General features: G+C 37.4%; 23 protein-coding genes. 7 read left to right on the forward strand and 16 right to left on the reverse strand.

Going from position 1 to position 15,283, the window contains the following annotated elements; translation table 11 throughout:
- Nucleotides 1-172: 172 nt before the first annotated feature.
- Complete coding sequence (locus ACYVQZ_RS04935) at nt 173-388, reverse strand: hypothetical protein (protein WP_461240296.1); 216 nt, start codon at nt 386-388, stop codon at nt 173-175.
- 96 nt (nt 389-484) lie between these two features.
- Between ACYVQZ_RS04935 and ACYVQZ_RS04940 the strand changes: the two genes are divergently transcribed.
- Nucleotides 485-1,138, forward strand: coding sequence for a hypothetical protein (locus tag ACYVQZ_RS04940; protein WP_461240297.1), 654 nt, complete (start codon nt 485-487; stop codon nt 1,136-1,138).
- A gap of 35 nt (nt 1,139-1,173) precedes the next feature.
- Here the strand turns inward: ACYVQZ_RS04940 and ACYVQZ_RS04945 are convergent, their stop codons facing one another.
- From ACYVQZ_RS04945 to ACYVQZ_RS04995, 11 genes are all read right to left on the reverse strand, one after another.
- The gene (locus ACYVQZ_RS04945) at nt 1,174-1,410 is read right to left on the reverse strand and encodes a helix-turn-helix domain-containing protein (RefSeq protein ID WP_461240298.1); all 237 of its coding nucleotides are present in this window, start codon (nt 1,408-1,410) and stop codon (nt 1,174-1,176) included.
- On the reverse strand, nt 1,407-1,769 hold the full coding sequence (locus ACYVQZ_RS04950) for a RusA family crossover junction endodeoxyribonuclease (protein ID WP_461240299.1): 363 nt from the start codon (nt 1,767-1,769) through the stop codon (nt 1,407-1,409). The genes ACYVQZ_RS04945 and ACYVQZ_RS04950 overlap by 4 nt, the downstream gene beginning before the upstream one ends.
- On the reverse strand, nt 1,766-2,002 hold the full coding sequence (locus ACYVQZ_RS04955; protein ID WP_461240300.1) for a hypothetical protein: 237 nt from the start codon (nt 2,000-2,002) through the stop codon (nt 1,766-1,768). Before ACYVQZ_RS04955 ends, ACYVQZ_RS04950 begins: the two co-directional genes overlap by 4 nt.
- Nucleotides 1,992-2,741 carry a putative HNHc nuclease gene (locus ACYVQZ_RS04960; protein ID WP_461240301.1) on the reverse strand — a complete coding sequence of 250 codons (750 nt, stop codon included), beginning with the start codon at nt 2,739-2,741 and terminating at the stop codon, nt 1,992-1,994. Before ACYVQZ_RS04960 ends, ACYVQZ_RS04955 begins: the two co-directional genes overlap by 11 nt.
- The gene (locus ACYVQZ_RS04965; protein WP_461240302.1) at nt 2,734-3,603 is read right to left on the reverse strand and encodes a hypothetical protein; all 870 of its coding nucleotides are present in this window, start codon (nt 3,601-3,603) and stop codon (nt 2,734-2,736) included. Before ACYVQZ_RS04965 ends, ACYVQZ_RS04960 begins: the two co-directional genes overlap by 8 nt.
- An 11-nt stretch (nt 3,604-3,614) precedes the next feature.
- Nucleotides 3,615-4,058 carry a single-stranded DNA-binding protein gene (gene ssb, locus ACYVQZ_RS04970; RefSeq protein ID WP_461240303.1) on the reverse strand — a complete coding sequence of 148 codons (444 nt, stop codon included), beginning with the start codon at nt 4,056-4,058 and terminating at the stop codon, nt 3,615-3,617.
- Nucleotides 4,048-4,728, reverse strand: a complete 681-nt coding sequence (locus ACYVQZ_RS04975; protein ID WP_461240304.1) for an ERF family protein — start codon at nt 4,726-4,728, stop codon at nt 4,048-4,050. The genes ssb and ACYVQZ_RS04975 overlap by 11 nt, the downstream gene beginning before the upstream one ends.
- An 8-nt stretch (nt 4,729-4,736) precedes the next feature.
- Entirely contained in the window at nt 4,737-5,228 is a 492-nt protein-coding gene (locus tag ACYVQZ_RS04980) for a siphovirus Gp157 family protein (protein WP_461240305.1), read from the reverse strand.
- An 84-nt stretch (nt 5,229-5,312) separates the two neighbouring features.
- Nucleotides 5,313-5,855 carry an NUMOD4 motif-containing HNH endonuclease gene (locus ACYVQZ_RS04985; protein WP_461240306.1) on the reverse strand — a complete coding sequence of 181 codons (543 nt, stop codon included), beginning with the start codon at nt 5,853-5,855 and terminating at the stop codon, nt 5,313-5,315.
- A gap of 182 nt (nt 5,856-6,037) precedes the next feature.
- The gene (locus tag ACYVQZ_RS04990) at nt 6,038-6,199 is read right to left on the reverse strand and encodes a hypothetical protein (RefSeq protein ID WP_461240307.1); all 162 of its coding nucleotides are present in this window, start codon (nt 6,197-6,199) and stop codon (nt 6,038-6,040) included.
- Entirely contained in the window at nt 6,199-6,456 is a 258-nt protein-coding gene (locus tag ACYVQZ_RS04995) for a DUF739 family protein (protein WP_461240308.1), read from the reverse strand. Before ACYVQZ_RS04995 ends, ACYVQZ_RS04990 begins: the two co-directional genes overlap by 1 nt.
- Nucleotides 6,457-6,626: 170 nt before the next feature.
- Between ACYVQZ_RS04995 and ACYVQZ_RS05000 the strand changes: the two genes are divergently transcribed.
- The 5 genes from ACYVQZ_RS05000 (at nt 6,627) to ACYVQZ_RS05020 (ending at nt 10,011) form a co-directional block, all read left to right on the forward strand.
- On the forward strand, nt 6,627-7,295 hold the full coding sequence (locus ACYVQZ_RS05000) for a S24 family peptidase (RefSeq protein ID WP_461240309.1): 669 nt from the start codon (nt 6,627-6,629) through the stop codon (nt 7,293-7,295).
- Nucleotides 7,296-7,307: 12 nt separating this feature from the next.
- A complete protein-coding gene (locus tag ACYVQZ_RS05005) occupies nt 7,308-7,454 on the forward strand; it encodes a hypothetical protein (RefSeq protein ID WP_461240310.1) in 147 nt (48 codons plus the stop codon).
- A 2-nt stretch (nt 7,455-7,456) separates the two neighbouring features.
- Nucleotides 7,457-7,756, forward strand: a complete 300-nt coding sequence (locus ACYVQZ_RS05010; RefSeq protein ID WP_461240311.1) for a hypothetical protein — start codon at nt 7,457-7,459, stop codon at nt 7,754-7,756.
- Between the two features lie 56 nt (nt 7,757-7,812).
- Nucleotides 7,813-8,451, forward strand: a complete 639-nt coding sequence (locus tag ACYVQZ_RS05015) for a DUF4352 domain-containing protein (protein WP_461240312.1) — start codon at nt 7,813-7,815, stop codon at nt 8,449-8,451.
- A 126-nt stretch (nt 8,452-8,577) separates the two neighbouring features.
- Complete coding sequence (locus ACYVQZ_RS05020; RefSeq protein WP_461240313.1) at nt 8,578-10,011, forward strand: recombinase family protein; 1,434 nt, start codon at nt 8,578-8,580, stop codon at nt 10,009-10,011.
- A 67-nt stretch (nt 10,012-10,078) separates the two neighbouring features.
- Here the strand turns inward: ACYVQZ_RS05020 and ACYVQZ_RS05025 are convergent, their stop codons facing one another.
- The 4 genes from ACYVQZ_RS05025 to ccpA form a co-directional block, all read right to left on the reverse strand.
- Nucleotides 10,079-11,137, reverse strand: coding sequence for a type II secretion system F family protein (locus ACYVQZ_RS05025; protein WP_461240314.1), 1,059 nt, complete (start codon nt 11,135-11,137; stop codon nt 10,079-10,081).
- Complete coding sequence (gene comGA / locus ACYVQZ_RS05030) at nt 11,073-12,035, reverse strand: competence type IV pilus ATPase ComGA (RefSeq protein WP_461240315.1); 963 nt, start codon at nt 12,033-12,035, stop codon at nt 11,073-11,075. The genes ACYVQZ_RS05025 and comGA overlap by 65 nt, the downstream gene beginning before the upstream one ends.
- A gap of 97 nt (nt 12,036-12,132) precedes the next feature.
- The gene (locus tag ACYVQZ_RS05035) at nt 12,133-12,867 is read right to left on the reverse strand and encodes a YebC/PmpR family DNA-binding transcriptional regulator (RefSeq protein WP_461240316.1); all 735 of its coding nucleotides are present in this window, start codon (nt 12,865-12,867) and stop codon (nt 12,133-12,135) included.
- 115 nt (nt 12,868-12,982) lie between these two features.
- Nucleotides 12,983-13,984 (reverse strand): catabolite control protein A, encoded by a 1,002-nt coding sequence (ccpA, locus tag ACYVQZ_RS05040; protein ID WP_461240317.1) that lies wholly within the window; start codon nt 13,982-13,984, stop codon nt 12,983-12,985.
- Between the two features lie 166 nt (nt 13,985-14,150).
- Between ccpA and ACYVQZ_RS05045 the strand changes: the two genes are divergently transcribed.
- Nucleotides 14,151-15,248: a M24 family metallopeptidase gene (locus ACYVQZ_RS05045; RefSeq protein ID WP_461240480.1), complete on the forward strand. Its 1,098-nt coding sequence runs from the start codon at nt 14,151-14,153 to the stop codon at nt 15,246-15,248.
- Nucleotides 15,249-15,283: the final 35 nt, after the last annotated feature.

Below are 15,283 nucleotides of genomic sequence, written 5' to 3' on the forward strand. Positions count from 1 at the left end.
CCTGATTTAATGCTTTCCATGGTTCAAATAAGTTATTAATCACGATTAATGATTTATTTGAGCTGTGGAAGGTAAACGCGGTTCTGAATGTCTCTTAAAACCTGTCTCAAATATTGACTTCAATCCATCTAGCTGTCTATTCTTTGACCAGTCTCTAATTTCATCAAACCAATTATTCATTTCCATCCTCCTGTACGTCTATCATCAATTCTGTGACAATTCCAGGCAAAGAATTTCCTTTGTCATTAATGTAACTTTGTGAGTCATTGTTCCATTCATATCCATATTTATTCAAAATTTCCCAAGCATGGTATCTTTTTTTACTCCAATCATCTATTAAATCGTTCATAGCTATTCCTTCTTTCTGAAAAAATAATGTTAATAACATTTTCTGTACCACTTAATTTTTTCTCAAACAAATTTTTTTGGTGAAAATTTACTGTTTATGAGATACTTTAAATATTGTTTATTAGGGGGATTCGTCATGGCAACATTTTCTATCATCGTATCAATCGTTTCTGTCTTTATTGCTGCACTTTCTTTTCTTAAAAATAAATCTGAACTTTTAGAGCTTAGACACCCTGGTGATTCAGACTGGAGTGCCATGACCATGGGCGAAATTTCTTATATTAATGATAAAGGCCGAATAAACCCTTTACCTGATGGTTTGTTAGTAAAATTTCAATTTCTAAATCCTAGTCCTAATGATGTAGCATATTTTCATTTGCATTTTACGGCAAATAATCGAGCTGAAGATGTGTGGACTCATAAAACCGTAAGTTGGGACACTGAAAAGCCTAAATTCATAATCCAAGAATTGAACACTCAAGGTGAAATTAATCTTTTAAAAAACGTTCAAGGTATTTTCCCGGCTCATTCATTCACACCCGTTTATGCTTTTATGTCAAAAGTGGATGGACCATTTCCTGATAAAATAACTTTCACAATTAAATACGCAGTTAGAAAGTTCCCCTACATCGGTAAAAAAAACAGATACACTACTTACCAATTAGAACTAAATACTTTTGACTTTGAAAAGAAACTTAGAGAAAAACACCACATAGTTGAAAAAATGAATGAACCACAAATTGTTTCAAATAAAAAACAACCTACATCAAAGAAACACAAACAAAAATAAATAAATCCACAACTTAGAAATTAGGTCAAGTTCTGTCATAACCTAAATAAATCACTTAATGAAATCCTCAATCCAATTAATAGTTTGTTTAATGTTTCAAACTTAATTCCCTTATCATTACCGTTATAGAATTTAGAAATAGTATTCCTTGAAATTCCTGTTCTTTCATGAACTTTCTGAATTGATAAATTTCTTTCATCCATCAAATCTTTAAGCGAAAACTTCACTCTCCTATTGATTTCTAGTTCAAATAAATTATTTATCGCATTCATAACTTCAACTCCACTTCGACCCTTGGGTCTATTTTGTCTACTTCAAATTTGTGTTCAATTCCTAGCACTGTCTTACGCCCGTCATTCTCGATCAGGCCCGCTTTCATCATTCCGTCAAAAATGAACTTGATAGCGAATGACACGTTGTCTGGGTCTTTTCGTAAATTCTTTGTGTACCACGTACATACAACAATGCTAGGTTTATCGAACTTAAAGCCATCTTGCATAGCTTGTTTCGTGTACATCATGCACTGATACGTTGCTTGCTTTTTGAACTTAGCAGCGCCAAACCTATTAGACCGTTCAACGTTGATGTATTCATTTAAGCTAGGCAATTCACCATGTATGACTAATTTCAATCTTTGCTGTCCACTTCTGTATCATCTTTATCAATAATTGTTATAAGGTCTTCGGCAACTGCATGGTTGAAATCTTCAATATCAACCAATATTTTTTTAAGCTGATATTTATACGCAGATAAATCGTCATATTCTTGATCAGCCACTTCATCTAGCGCTTCACCAAACGTTCCTAGAATGCTCATCAATGAAGTTAAGTGAGACACCTTTTCCATGTTTTCTTTAAATGTCATTTTCAATTGCTCCAATCTGTTTTAAATATTCTTCACGTTCTCTAAAGTACGTTGCTTGCTTGTAAGTCATAATGCCCATTTCAACTAGTTCATTGCGTGCAAGCTTGATTGGCTTGATATGGTACTTATCTATAAACGACTTAATGCCAATCGTGTGTTGTTCAATGTGGTGCTTTCGACAACAACTCATGACTAAGTGTTTTGAGTGATCAACCTTGCCACGATTCATACCTATACCGACAGTATCAACGTGACAAAAGTCTGCAGGTTCATAACAGATAACGCAGTGCCGATATTTAAGGCAATACATCTGAAACCCGTAATCATCGCTGATAGCGTCCCAAGTCTTAGTTGAAAACTCCACGCCTTTCTTAAAGCAGAAGTCTAACTCCATGTTGATTAAGATAGCCGCTTCACTCACACTTGCTGTCGACAAGTGCAGTGGGTCAGTCTTGTACTGTTCTGCGTACTTAAACGCAAAGTATTCGTACATGTCTTCTTTCGTGACTTCGACTGCCATATCCTTGCCCCAAAACTTCGCAATATCACCAAACAAGGCCCACGCCTTATGAATCTGGTCTAGTGTTCTCATTCTGGAGTCTTGGTATGTGACCATGACACGTTTATGATCGCCCGTGTATTTCTCAAATGTGAACTTGTCCAACGGACTATCTAGCTTGAGCGTGAGTGTTTCGTACTTGTCATCATGATCAGTAACAGTTGCCATTTCATCAAGCATTTAAACCACTCCTCATTGCTGCTATCTTTTTCTTAATTGCTGCAATTTCTTCAGGGCTTGCCTTATTTTCTTCAGGGTTATAGTCGTCTTTCGCCCAATCAGGTAATTGTTCTTGAATACGACCCGCCTTAGCTTGTGGCATGGTGTCGTACTCATCTTCCCAGCCTCGTTGGTTAAACCATGTAGAACCGTGACGTAAGTACTGTTTGTCAGTATGCTTAGCCTCAATTTCAGCAATGTAATTGTCAATACCTAACTTAATTTGTTCGTCAGTTACGCCATCTTTAATAGCTTTTTGGTAGGACTTAAATGCTGGTTCTTTGCCCTTTTTGTTGGGATACAGCGTCCATAAAAGCTCAAAGCGTTCACGTAGCGACGGGCCTTGTGGTTTATTCGATTTTTCTTTTGGTGGTTCAAGCTCATTGACGGGCAACCTTGGTTGCTCATTATCTTTACTACTCTTATCTAATCTAACATTACCTAACCTAACCTGCGTCGACGGGTCGTCCACGGATTGTTGACGTACCGTATACGAACCGTTACTGTCCACGTCTAGCAAGGCTTTCTGGCTTTTGTAAATTGTTGTTGCGTAAGTATCTTTGCGAATGTAGTTATGCACTCGCCAATCTTTTACAACTGTGATTCCATCTTCAAACTGAATTAAAAATTCTTTTGCTAGCAACAACTTAAAATCATCATTACTAGCCCCTGTCATTCGTCTTACTGTCTGTGCATTCGCTAGAAACCCGTCATCGTCAGCGTGCATATTCAAATGAAAGTACAATGCTTGTGCTGACAACGGCATATCTAGGAATGTATCTGTGTCTGTAATCTTCTTACTAAACATTCGCTTATTTGCCATTTAATCACCGCCTAAAATGGCAAGTCGTCATCACTAATGTCAATTGGATCTCCACTACTTGCAAACGGGTCATCAACAGTCTTACTTGCTGGTTGTTGATCGTTTGCCTGTTGGTTGCTGGTCTGTTGATTCTTACTCTTTGGTTCAAGTAATGAGAAATTCTCAACCATGACTTCGGTGACGTAAACACGTTGTCCTTGTTGGTTCTCGTAGTTACGAGTTTGAATTCGTCCGTCAATTCCAACTAGTGACCCTTTATGCGTAAAGTTAGTAAAGTTCTCTGCTGCCTTACGCCAAATTTGGCATTGAATAAAGTCTGATTCACGCTCCCCAGCTTGGTTTGTAAATTGGCGATTAACAGCGATTGTAAATGTTGCTACTGCCGTTCCATTAGCTGTGTAACGTAGTTCTGGGTCTTTCGTTAAACGTCCTGTTAGTGTTGTTCTATTGATCATTAGGTTGTTCCTCCATTTCTTTCTTAAGTTTTGGTACTTCGGTTAACATCTTGGTAACTTCTGCAAGTGTTAAGCCGCTGCCCCAGCGCTTAGCAATGTCTTTAACTTTGGCCCGCTCTGCTAGGTCTTGAAGTACGATTGCTTCACTAGCGTTCATTGACTTAGCAATTGCTTTAGCTTCGTTTGATAATGTTGTTTTTTTAATTTCTAGTGCCTGCGCACCACTTTGTTTACTTGTTTGTGGTTTGCTTTGCGACCTAGTAGCTGTCTTTGTCTTGTTTTGTTGTTCCTGATACTCGTCTGTATCAGCGTCTTTCGTGTCATCAATTAAGAACAAGCCATTCAGAGCATACTTTCTAGCATAAGAACTTGCTGTTCCTGTAATTTGGCTATCGTCCATACCCTTTTTAACTGGTGATTCTCTGGCATAAGCATTAACGGTTGTTTCACCGTCTTTAGTGATCAGGGTTGCAGTTGCTTTGATATAATGCCATTCGCCTTGCATAATTGGCTCATCAGTTAATGTCAGTTGTGAATCATGTTTAGCAAGTAACGGCTTAGCCGCTTCGAGAATATCTTCAGCGCTGCGGTAGTTATAATTACCGAATTTATTTCGTTGTCCTTTTGGAGCTTTTAACTCTTTTTGAATCGTAGTTAATACTGTCATCATCTTGCCCCCTATTTAATTGATAACGTTGCTGTCTGCTCGATATGTGCACCGTTGATATCTTTACCAGCACTAATATCTTGTTTAATCATGTTTTTATCGGGCGTGTAAGTTTGCTTGATCTTCACGTACTTAGCTGGCAACTTAGTTTCGTCATCAATCACTGTCTTTTTATTTCGTGTAATCTTGACTGTGACGTGTACGTCTTCAACCTTGTTAAGATCAGCAGCTTCCATTGAATCCATTACATTGTTTTTCATGTTGTTTAAATTACGTTGCCACCGCTTTTTCTTATCCTGGATTCGTTTGATCAGCATGTCTGCGTCATTGATTTGATTTTCAACTTCAGTCATAACCATGCCGTAGCCAGTAATCTTGTCCTTCAATGGGCCAACTACTGACTCCATAGTGTCTTGGACCATCTTTTCATCGTCATAATTAAGTAGTGCTGCTTTAACATGTACATATTGATTCGTTAGATCGAAAATAGTGTCATTAGCCATTGCAAAATTCCTTTCTTTCGGTTATTCTTAACGTAAATTAAATTTAAATATTGATTCGACTTGAGCGCTTGATGACTGCAATCATCAGGCGTTTTCTTTTTGCTCATAAGCGTCCTCCATAACTCGCAGTCTATTCCAAATGAATCCACCTGCCGTTTTAGCCTTACCTGTTAGTGCTTTATACATAGCCGTACTTGATACGCCACTATAGCGACAAGCTGTGGCAGCATTGATGAAGATGTTAATCATCGTGCCGTCAGACGCTTGCTGTGTTACTACGCAGTTTGAATAGTCGCCATATTCGCTAGGCTTTAAACCCGTTCGAACTGCGTGTCGTTGATTTTCACTACTTGTGACCCACTCAAGATTAGTAATATCGTTATTCTGCTTATTACCGTCTTTATGGTTAACTTGCGTCTGTAACTCTGAATGTTCAATAAACGCCTTAGCAACTTCACGATGTGGGAACACTGTTTTAACCTTCTTTGTTGAGCAACTAATAAGGTTAGTCTTGCTATATCCGTTGTGATCAATAATCAACTTGCGAATGTTGCCGGTTTTTATTGACCTAATATCGCCCGTATCAGATATTTCATATTCGAAGTCAGGAATTAGTTTCCACTTCACTGTTCATCACCCCAATCAATTTGGGGATTGCGAATGTTTAAGTCATCTTCCGACTTTTGCCATTCGTCCCAATTAATGTTGTCCATCGTTAGCCCCTTTCTTATTTTGCCAATCGAACAACTCGCCTTTTCCATAAACAAAGCCAATGTAGAAGCTTGCGCTTACTAGGCTAAGCAAGATGATTAACCCGCCACCGTTTGCTGCGAACCATTGCATGGCGATTGCTCCTTTCCTTTAGCCAAGATGTTAGCTACCCTTTGTGATAGTTCAGCTGGTACTGTTAGTACACTGCCTTCAGGAAGTTCATTACCGTTTAAATCAACATCGATTACTTTGTATTCCATTAAGCTCTCTCCTTTCTTTGTTCAGTTTTCTGAACTTTTAAAGCAAAAAAATATAGCCGTAATTCCTTGTCAGGAATTTTCAAGTAACTTGCTATAGAAAAAATTTCAGGATTACTAAAATAACTCCTGCTTGCCAATTTATTATTAAGTGTTGTTGTCGAGATACCTAAATGCTTAGCAAGCTTTTGTTGTGTAATATCTAGTTCCCTCATTCTTCCATAGAGCTTTGAATAGTCAAATTTCTTTTTTGTGGGCAATATTTGCGCACCTTCTTTCTGTTCAGTTTTTCTGAACACTCTAATAATACAATGCTATCAACGTGGAGTCAACTAAAAGTTCAATTTATTTAACAATTTCTTCAAAATATGTTGAGTTTAGCTAAACAATATCTTATAATATAATCACAAAGAAAAGGGTGAATTGATATATGGAAAAATTTGCTAATAGATTACGACAGGCTATGGAAATCAGAGATATCAATACTGCTGAGTTATCACGCAGAACTAAAATTGGTAAATCTTCTATTAGTCAGTGGGTCAATGGTAAATACGAAGCAAAACAAGATAAGATTTATTTACTTGCCGATAAATTGGAAGTAGATCCAGCCTGGCTAATTGGTGCTGATGTTCCTATGAATGGCGCTTCAAAAGCACCTACAATAAACAATCAAAACTCATATAACTTTATCAACGCTGGTATTGCTGCAGGTATTCCAACATCAATCGACCCATTTTATGCGCAAGATATTGAACAGATTCAACTACCTGACAGTTTGATGGGTCGTTACGCTGGAAGCCCTGACGTATTTATCAGTCGCATTAGTGGAGACTCAATGAATAAGGTTCTACCTGATCAGTCACTTGTGGCGATTAAACGATATGAAAATGTCAGTGAGTTAAATAACCGAGATATCGTTGTGTTCGAAAAAGACGATGGATATTCTGTTAAAAGATTCTTTAATATGCCCGAAGCAAAGGTGTATATGTTTAAGCCTGAATCAACTGATGATAGCTTTGATGATTTGATAATTCGTTATGAAGACGCAGACAACTTAAAGATATTAGGAAAAGTCGTTGTTTATGTAGTTGAACTATAAGGAGGAATACAAATGAAATTTGTGGCAAAACAATTATTTTGGCTGATTATTGTCTTAATATTATTAACCAGTATTCTAGTTGCTTTTTGGCCATTGTTCGTTGCAATAGTATTAATTGGGCTCATTGTTTATCTAGTTAGACGAAATAGGAGTGTTTAAAAATGGGAATGTTTGGAAATGCTAAATCGTTGGAAATTATCACTGTTGGTGCAATACCAAATGGTTATAAAAGTATTGGTGTTGCAATCGGATCAGGCCATGAAAGCCATGTAATTGGTTTTAAAGAAAAACATACAGACGCTATTACTTTAGAAGCTATCCAAAACCTGGCTAAATACGCACAATCTAAGAATGCAGTTGGTGTTGCAAATATTAAGTTAACTTCCTTTGCTGCTACACCACAATCACAAGGTCCTGAGTTGGGTGTTACTGCTATTGCTGACATGATCGTACCTGAATAACAATATATGTCCAAAACTGAACGACACAAAAAGCTGTCCTTGGGAGGAAATAAATTATGAAGAACAAGAAAAAATGGTACAAACGCTGGTGGGTTTGGGTAATTATAATTTTAATATTAGGTGGCATTGGACAACTAACTGGCAACGATAGTGGAAAAACTTCAAATAGTAAATCTGACAGTTCAAGCAGTTCAGTAAAGAAAGAATCATCTTCAACAGCTGATAAAAAATCATCTTCAAAGTCTTTTTCATTTAAATCAAGTAAGAAGAAAACTTATTCAGTAGGTCAAACCTTTAAAGTTGGTGACATGCAGTACAAAATAAATGGTATCTCCACAGCAACACAAGTAGGCCCTTCATCATTGCCTGCAAAGGCACAAGATACATTCTTAGTTGTCGATTTGACCATTAAAAATCTTGGCAACAAAGACATTACTGTTGATTCTTCATACTTTAAATTGCTTGATGGTAAAAAAACTTTCAAAGCAGATTCTGAAGGCTCAATGTCTGCTAATCAAGATGAGAGTGGTAACATTACTAACTCGTTTTTCTTACAGAAATTAAACCCTGATGTAGAAATGTCGGGGAAAGTTGTTTTTGACGTTTCTTCAAGCGAAGCAAACTCTCAAACTAACAAAATTCAAGTACAAACTGGTGCATTCGGAACACAAACCGGAACGGTAAAATTGCATTAAAAAAACACGCTCCCCCTCCGACCAAAGATTGGGAACGTGCTTACAAACAAATGTAGACATACACTAAGCGTGTAGCCTGTTAACATTATAGCAGACTCCCTTAGTGTATTTAAGGGAGTTTTTATTATGGAACATAAAAATGTAGCGATATATGTACGAGTGTCAACTGCTGGACAGGAACAAGACGGATACTCTATTGGTGAACAAATTGATAAACTAACTAAGTACTGTGAACTACAAGAATGGAATATTCATGACGTGTACAAAGATGGTGGATACAGTGGCTCTAATTTAAAACGCCCTGCCATTCAAGAACTGATCAAGGATATTAAATCAAATAAAGTAGATACCGTTTTAGTGTACAAATTAGACCGTTTAAGCCGTTCTCTTGTCGATACAATGGAATTAATCGAAAAGACATTTAACACACACAATGTGTCGTTTATTTCGATGTCAGAGTCATTTGATACTAACACCCCAGTTGGTAAAGTCATGGTCTCAATATTGGCTACTTTCGCCCAGTTCGAGCGTGAGAACATTACATCTCGAATGAAAATGGGTAAAATTGGTCGTGCTAAGTCTGGTAAAGTAATGAGCTGGTCTAACCCGCCTTTCGGCTATAACTATGATCACGATACAAGTGTGCTAAGTATAAACGACTTACAAGCAACAGTTGTTAAACGTATATTTAATGATTATCTTGACGGAGTTAGCATAACAAAATTAACAGACCACTTAAACGAAGAAGGACACATTGGTAAAGACATTCATTGGTCATATCGAACAGTTCGACAAATACTAGACAATGTTGTTTACACTGGTAAATTTAATTTTAACAAAAAAATATATGAAGGTAATCATGACGCAATCATAACTGACGACATTTACAACAAAACACAAAGCGAGCTAAAACGACGGCAATTGAAAGCTTATCAAATGAATAATAATCCTCGTCCCTTTCGAGCTAAGTACATGCTGACAGGTATTATATTCTGCGGTTACTGTGGTGCTAGATTTGCAGTAGTGATTAGTCATAGACACAAAACACACGAAAAATTACTTAAATATAAGTGTTATTCAAAATTACCAAAATCTAAATCAAAAACAAATAAAAGATATGGTAGTTGTGCCGGTCCAGCTTTTTATAGAATGCCCGAAATTGAAAGAACTGTGATCAATAGAATTAAAAACTTAGACTTCAAAGATGTTAAGTCAAATAACGAACGTGAAGACGTTTCGATTTATGAATCACAAATTAAAAAGGCTAATAATCAAATTAAGCGATTATTGGATATGACAAGCGATGATAATATGCCAATAGATATTATTCATTCCAAGATTAAAGATATTCAAGATCAGCAGCACGATTTACAATTACAGATTGATCGAATTAATGAAAACAAAACTGAATTTACTAAATCAGACGCAAAAGCGTTACTTGAATCAATTCCACAAGGAATTGAACACGCTGATTATGAAAAGCAAAGGACTGTGGTACATCAACTTATAAAGCGGATTGAATTGACAGAAAACAACGTGAAAATATTCTGGCGATTCTGAAAAAGTTTAGAGATTGCCATTTCTAGCAGCGTAAACCCATGTCGCTTTTTGTTGAATTTTTTCATAATTAATAAATTCCTTTCATTGATTGATAAATCGGTAACATAATGTTTAAATACATCGCCACAATCATAATCGCAATGAGACCAAATAATAGAGGTTGAACTAGGGTTAACAATCTTTCCATGTTTGTCACTAAGCGACCAAATAAAATTTTGGCAAAGGATTCTAGCTGCCTGCCTAGGTCTTTAGTCGTGGCACCCTTGTTTAAAAACACGATTAGTTCTTTTGGCAAATAAGGATATTTTTTAACTAGTTTTGTTGGTGAATCGCCAACAATTAAAATTTGATCTAAAACCGTACTCAATTGATACAGCAAACTTTGGCGATCAAATTGATTAAACATGGCACAAATTTCTTTAACGCCCATCCCATTTTGAAGTAATAAGGCGAGATTACTGATTAAATAATAGGCGTAATACGTTTGAAAATAGCTACCAATCATCGGCAATTTTGATAACCATGTCGCCTTATCAAGCGTGGTTTTCTTTTGCCATTTTTGCCAAAACTGCCAGCTTAAAAGTAGCCCACCAACTACTAGCCCATATCCGACCAATTTCATCAACGGCCAATGAGTAGCACTTGTTGTTTTTGCATCTGTCTGCCAAACAGCTAGTTCAGGAAAAATGAATAACTTCAGTGCAATTAATAGAATAATTAATAAACCAACCAAGATAACTGGATATAAAAGTAATCCCTTCAGCTTTTGTTGCTGTTTTTGTTTAACGGCTAAAAATTGGCCTAATTGTGTAATACTTTGGGACAAATGGCCGTGTTGTTCTGCAATCAGTAACTGGTAATAAATATCAATTTTAACGACTGGGCGTACAGATTCTGCAAATAACGTTCCTTGTTGTAATCGTGTATCAATTTGTTTGATCATGGAACGCTGTTTTGTCATTAATGTGGCACAAAATTCCAAGGCCTGTTTCAGTGAAAAGCCCACCATTAATAAATCTCCCATTAAGCAAAACCAATTGGATTGAACCGTGGTAGTTAATTTAGCCGTTACTAAACTTTTTAGCCGTTTTAGCAGTAATTTTTTCTTCTTTAACGCATCGTTCAAGATTCATCCTCCAATTCAGTTGCGGGTTATCACTACGATTCTCAAATAAACAATTTTTGTCTAAAATATCATACAAAACGGCTAGTTTCTCATTAGTTGTCGGCAATAAACGTTGATAACAAACACCTTGAATCACTTGCTCTAAATAGTAGGATTCAACCTCTAGCTGTTCTAATCTGGTCAACACTTCTTGTGCACTTTGCGCATGAATGGTCGACAAAATTAGATGGCCACTTAATGCGGCTCGAATTGCCATTTGGGCGGTTTGTGGATCACGAATTTCACCGATGATAAACACTTCTGGTCTGTGTCGCAAACCTACTTTGATTAATTGTTCATAGCTCATTTGCGCATTTTCATTCACTTGCAACTGCAGAAAATCTGGTTCTTCAATTTCAACAGGATCTTCAATCGTCATAATCATCTGATGAGCACAACATTTTTTAATTAATTGATACATTGTTGTTGTTTTACCGGATCCCGTTGGTCCCGCAAACAAAATTAAACCCCGTTGTTGAATTAAATTTTCGAGTTGCGCTTGTTGCTCCGCAATTAAAATTTGATTTTTGACTGTTTGCAGTGGGTAAATAAATCTCACAACTAGTGACTCATGACCTTGAAAGTCCCCCACTGTCGAAAGACGTAAATTAACAACCCCTTCTCGTAATGCGCCAACTTGTGGTCGTCGATGCTCACTGACTGCCATATTGGCACGGTATTTCAACTGTGCAATCAATTGTTTGCCTGCCGCTTGATCAAGTTTGATCTTCGCACCTAAACCAACTGCTGAATGATAAGAAAGTACATAATGCTGTTCATTGGGCAATATATATAAATCTGCAACTCGCTCGTTAATACAGTCTTCCAGCAATTGTGTCATCCCATTATATTTTTGCATGTGGGCCTCCCTTCTTAACAGAAAGGTACGCAAAAATATATTTGATATACAAAAAAAGCCGAGACAAAATTGTCTCGGCTTCACAATGAGAATATGATTATTCTTCGTCTGGTAAGACGCCTGTTTCATAAACATCAGAAACATCATCGTTATTTTCTAATTCATCAATTAAGTGTTGATATTGGCTAGCTTTGTCTGCTGGCACATCAGTTGTGTTTTCTGGAAGCATCGTAACTTCAGCTGTGTCCAAATCATAGCCTTTTTCTTGTAGGGCATCACGCACTGCTGGAAGATCACTAGGCGTTGTATAGATTTCGAATGCGCCATCTTCAGCATTCATATCTTCCGCACCGGCATCCAGCGCATCCATTAACATTGTATCTTCATCTGTGTCTAAACCGTCACGTAACACAACGATATAGCCACGACGATTGAACATGTATGAAACGGAACCACTGGCGCCCAATGAACCACCTGCATGTGTAAATGCTGAACGAACAGCTGCTGCAGTCCGGTTTTTGTTGTCAGTAAGTGCTGAAACCATGATAGCTACACCACCAGGGCCATAACCTTCATACGTAATTTCATCATATTTAGCGCCACCAGCACCGGTTGCCTTATCGATTGCACGTTGGACGTTATCTTTAGGCATGTTAGCAGCACGTGCTTTATCCATCATCAAACGAAGTTGAGGATTATTCGCTGGGTCAGGATCACCTGCTTTAGCAGCTTGATATAAATCACGTGAAATCTTTTGGAAAATTTTTCCACGTTTAGCATCTTGGGCGTTTTTACGTCCTTGAATGTTATGCCATTTTGAATGTCCTGACATGAGAACTCCTCTTTTCTATAATTTAATGATGGTTTAAGTAACTTAAACCATTCAAAATAATATCAAAATTCACCTTGTAAATCAAGTCTTGTGAACTACTGATTTAATAATTACTTTATCTCGTTGATTCGCGCTTAATTAAGCCATACGGTAAAATAACATTCGGATCATCAACGCGTTCATTATTCATTAATTTAGTGAGCAATCGCATCGCCACCGCACCAATATCATATAACGGTTGCGTCACGGATGACATTTGCGGTCTGGTAATCACGGCATACTTTGTGTCATTAGTCGTTGTTAACTCAAACTCGCTTGGTACCTTAACGCCTTGGTCTGTCAATCCATTCAACAAACCAGCTGCCAGTTGATCATCTGTGACAAAAGCAGCATTAACGTTTAAGGATTGAATCGTCTTAGCCAGTTCATAACCAGCATCATAAGAATTGTCTGTTTCTAAAACATAACGATTATCAAAAGCAATCCCTGCTTCAGACAAGGCTTCTTTAAATCCCTTGAGTCGATAATCTTTGTTGATTGATTGCTCAAGTGATCCCGTTACCAGCGCAATTTGTTCATTGCCACGCTTCAATAGTTTCAATACAGCTTCTTTTGTTGCCGCAACATAATCAATGCTGACACTTGGGAATTCTTGTTTACTATCTACAGATCCGGCTACAACCACGGGAACCTGTGAGTTCGTTAATTCTTTTTTTAGGTCAGCGCTCATTTGATTGCCCATAAAAATAAGACCATCAACTTGTTTTGCAAGTAATGTATTGACAACTTGGATTTCTTTACTGCCGTTTTCATCCGAGTTAGCCAAAATAATATTATATTTGTACATCGAAGCAATATCATCAATTCCTAATGCCAGTTCCGCAAAATAAGCGTTCGTGACGTCCGGAATGACAACCCCCACAGTTGTTGTTTTTTTACTGGCTAAGCCACGGGCAACAGCATTCGGTCTGTAATCAAGACGATCGATGACTTCCATGACTTTTTTACGTGTTTCCGGTTTGACATTTGGATTGCCGTTGACAACACGCGAAACAGTGGCCATTGAGACAGCCGCTTCTCTTGCCACATCATAAATTGTTACAGTTTGTTTTTCCATTTTTAAGCCCTTTCTTTACTGATTTGATTTGTTTTCATGAATTTTCATAACTAAGTCAATATAGCAGATTATGTATGAAAACGCAAACACATTAATACAGTATTTAACGGACCCATTCTTTGATTGTGCTATAATTGTCAGCAATAAATTAAAGGAGCGATGCATGATGACACAGTTACAACAAGTGCAACAATGGGTTAATCAGCAAGAGCTTGATGTTGCCTATTTAAGTGATCCGATGACAATTACCTATTTAACAGGTTTTAGCAGTGACCCAATTGAACGAATTTTGGCATTGATTGTATTTCCAGACCAAGATCCATTCTTATTTGCGCCCGCACTAGAAGTGGAGGCCATTAAAGATACGGGTTGGAAGTTCCCAGTTTATGGTTACCTTGATCATGAGCATCCTTTCGAAATGATTGCCACCCAAATTAAAAAAAGAAATGCTAATCCTAAAAATTGGGCTGTTGAACAAGGCCAGTTATCTGTTAGTAAATTAAAAGCTTTAACGGAACAATTTCCTAAAGCTGATTTTGATCACGATATTACCTCAGTCATCGAACAACTACGTTTAATTAAAAATGATGACGAAATCGATAAATTAAATGAAGCTGGTAAGTGGGCTGACTTTGCATTTAAAGTTGGTTTTGATGCCGTTAAGCAAGGTGTAACTGAACAGTCTATTTCTGCACAATTAGAATATGCCCTCAAACAAAAAGGGATTATGCAAATGAGTTTTGAAACGCTTGTTCAGGCTGGTGCTCATGCTGCCGAACCACATGGTGCCACATCCGCTAATCAAGTAAAAAACAATGAACTTGTTTTATTCGACTTAGGAACAATTTTTGAAGGGTATATCAGCGATGCTTCTCGTACGGTTGCCGTTGGTACATTGACTGATAAACAGGCTGATATCTACAAAGTTTGCTTGGAAGCTCAATTAACAGCTCAAGCTGCTGCTAAACCCGGTATGACGGCTGAAGAACTGGATAAAATTGCTCGTGACATTATCAGTGCTGCTGGCTATGGCGAATACTTCATTCACCGTTTAGGCCATGGTATGGGTATGAGTGAGCACGAATTCCCATCAATTATGGAAGGCAATAAAATGGTCTTACAACCTGGTATGTGTTTCTCAATTGAACCAGGTATTTATATTCCAGGCGTTGCTGGTGTCCGGATTGAAGATTGCGTCCACATCACTAAAGATGGTTGTGAACCATTTACACACACTTCAAAAGAATTAACTTACGTTGGTTAATCAACTGTATTTTAAAAGCGACTAAGAAAATTTTC

Source organism: Paucilactobacillus salsurae (genome assembly GCF_054784995.1).

What these genes read in the sequence shown, in the direction of transcription:
- ACYVQZ_RS04940 (WP_461240297.1), top strand. Translation starts at nt 485, where the DNA reads ATGGCAACATTTTCTATCATCGTATCAATCGTTTCTGTCTTTATTGCT.
- ACYVQZ_RS05010 (WP_461240311.1), top strand. Translation starts at nt 7,457, where the DNA reads ATGGGAATGTTTGGAAATGCTAAATCGTTGGAAATTATCACTGTTGGT.
- ACYVQZ_RS04980 (WP_461240305.1), bottom strand. Translation starts at nt 5,228, where the DNA reads ATGGCTAATGACACTATTTTCGATCTAACGAATCAATATGTACATGTT.
- ACYVQZ_RS04960 (WP_461240301.1), bottom strand. Translation starts at nt 2,741, where the DNA reads ATGCTTGATGAAATGGCAACTGTTACTGATCATGATGACAAGTACGAA.
- ACYVQZ_RS04965 (WP_461240302.1), bottom strand. Translation starts at nt 3,603, where the DNA reads ATGGCAAATAAGCGAATGTTTAGTAAGAAGATTACAGACACAGATACA.
- ccpA (WP_461240317.1), bottom strand. Translation starts at nt 13,984, where the DNA reads ATGGAAAAACAAACTGTAACAATTTATGATGTGGCAAGAGAAGCGGCT.
- ACYVQZ_RS04935 (WP_461240296.1), bottom strand. Translation starts at nt 388, where the DNA reads ATGTTATTAACATTATTTTTTCAGAAAGAAGGAATAGCTATGAACGAT.
- ACYVQZ_RS04975 (WP_461240304.1), bottom strand. Translation starts at nt 4,728, where the DNA reads ATGATGACAGTATTAACTACGATTCAAAAAGAGTTAAAAGCTCCAAAA.
- ACYVQZ_RS04955 (WP_461240300.1), bottom strand. Translation starts at nt 2,002, where the DNA reads ATGACATTTAAAGAAAACATGGAAAAGGTGTCTCACTTAACTTCATTG.
- ACYVQZ_RS04990 (WP_461240307.1), bottom strand. Translation starts at nt 6,199, where the DNA reads ATGGAATACAAAGTAATCGATGTTGATTTAAACGGTAATGAACTTCCT.
- ssb (WP_461240303.1), bottom strand. Translation starts at nt 4,058, where the DNA reads ATGATCAATAGAACAACACTAACAGGACGTTTAACGAAAGACCCAGAA.
- ACYVQZ_RS05045 (WP_461240480.1), top strand. Translation starts at nt 14,151, where the DNA reads ATGACACAGTTACAACAAGTGCAACAATGGGTTAATCAGCAAGAGCTT.
- ACYVQZ_RS05005 (WP_461240310.1), top strand. Translation starts at nt 7,308, where the DNA reads ATGAAATTTGTGGCAAAACAATTATTTTGGCTGATTATTGTCTTAATA.
- ACYVQZ_RS05035 (WP_461240316.1), bottom strand. Translation starts at nt 12,867, where the DNA reads ATGTCAGGACATTCAAAATGGCATAACATTCAAGGACGTAAAAACGCC.
- ACYVQZ_RS05015 (WP_461240312.1), top strand. Translation starts at nt 7,813, where the DNA reads ATGAAGAACAAGAAAAAATGGTACAAACGCTGGTGGGTTTGGGTAATT.
- ACYVQZ_RS05020 (WP_461240313.1), top strand. Translation starts at nt 8,578, where the DNA reads ATGGAACATAAAAATGTAGCGATATATGTACGAGTGTCAACTGCTGGA.
- comGA (WP_461240315.1), bottom strand. Translation starts at nt 12,035, where the DNA reads ATGCAAAAATATAATGGGATGACACAATTGCTGGAAGACTGTATTAAC.
- ACYVQZ_RS05000 (WP_461240309.1), top strand. Translation starts at nt 6,627, where the DNA reads ATGGAAAAATTTGCTAATAGATTACGACAGGCTATGGAAATCAGAGAT.
- ACYVQZ_RS04945 (WP_461240298.1), bottom strand. Translation starts at nt 1,410, where the DNA reads ATGAATGCGATAAATAATTTATTTGAACTAGAAATCAATAGGAGAGTG.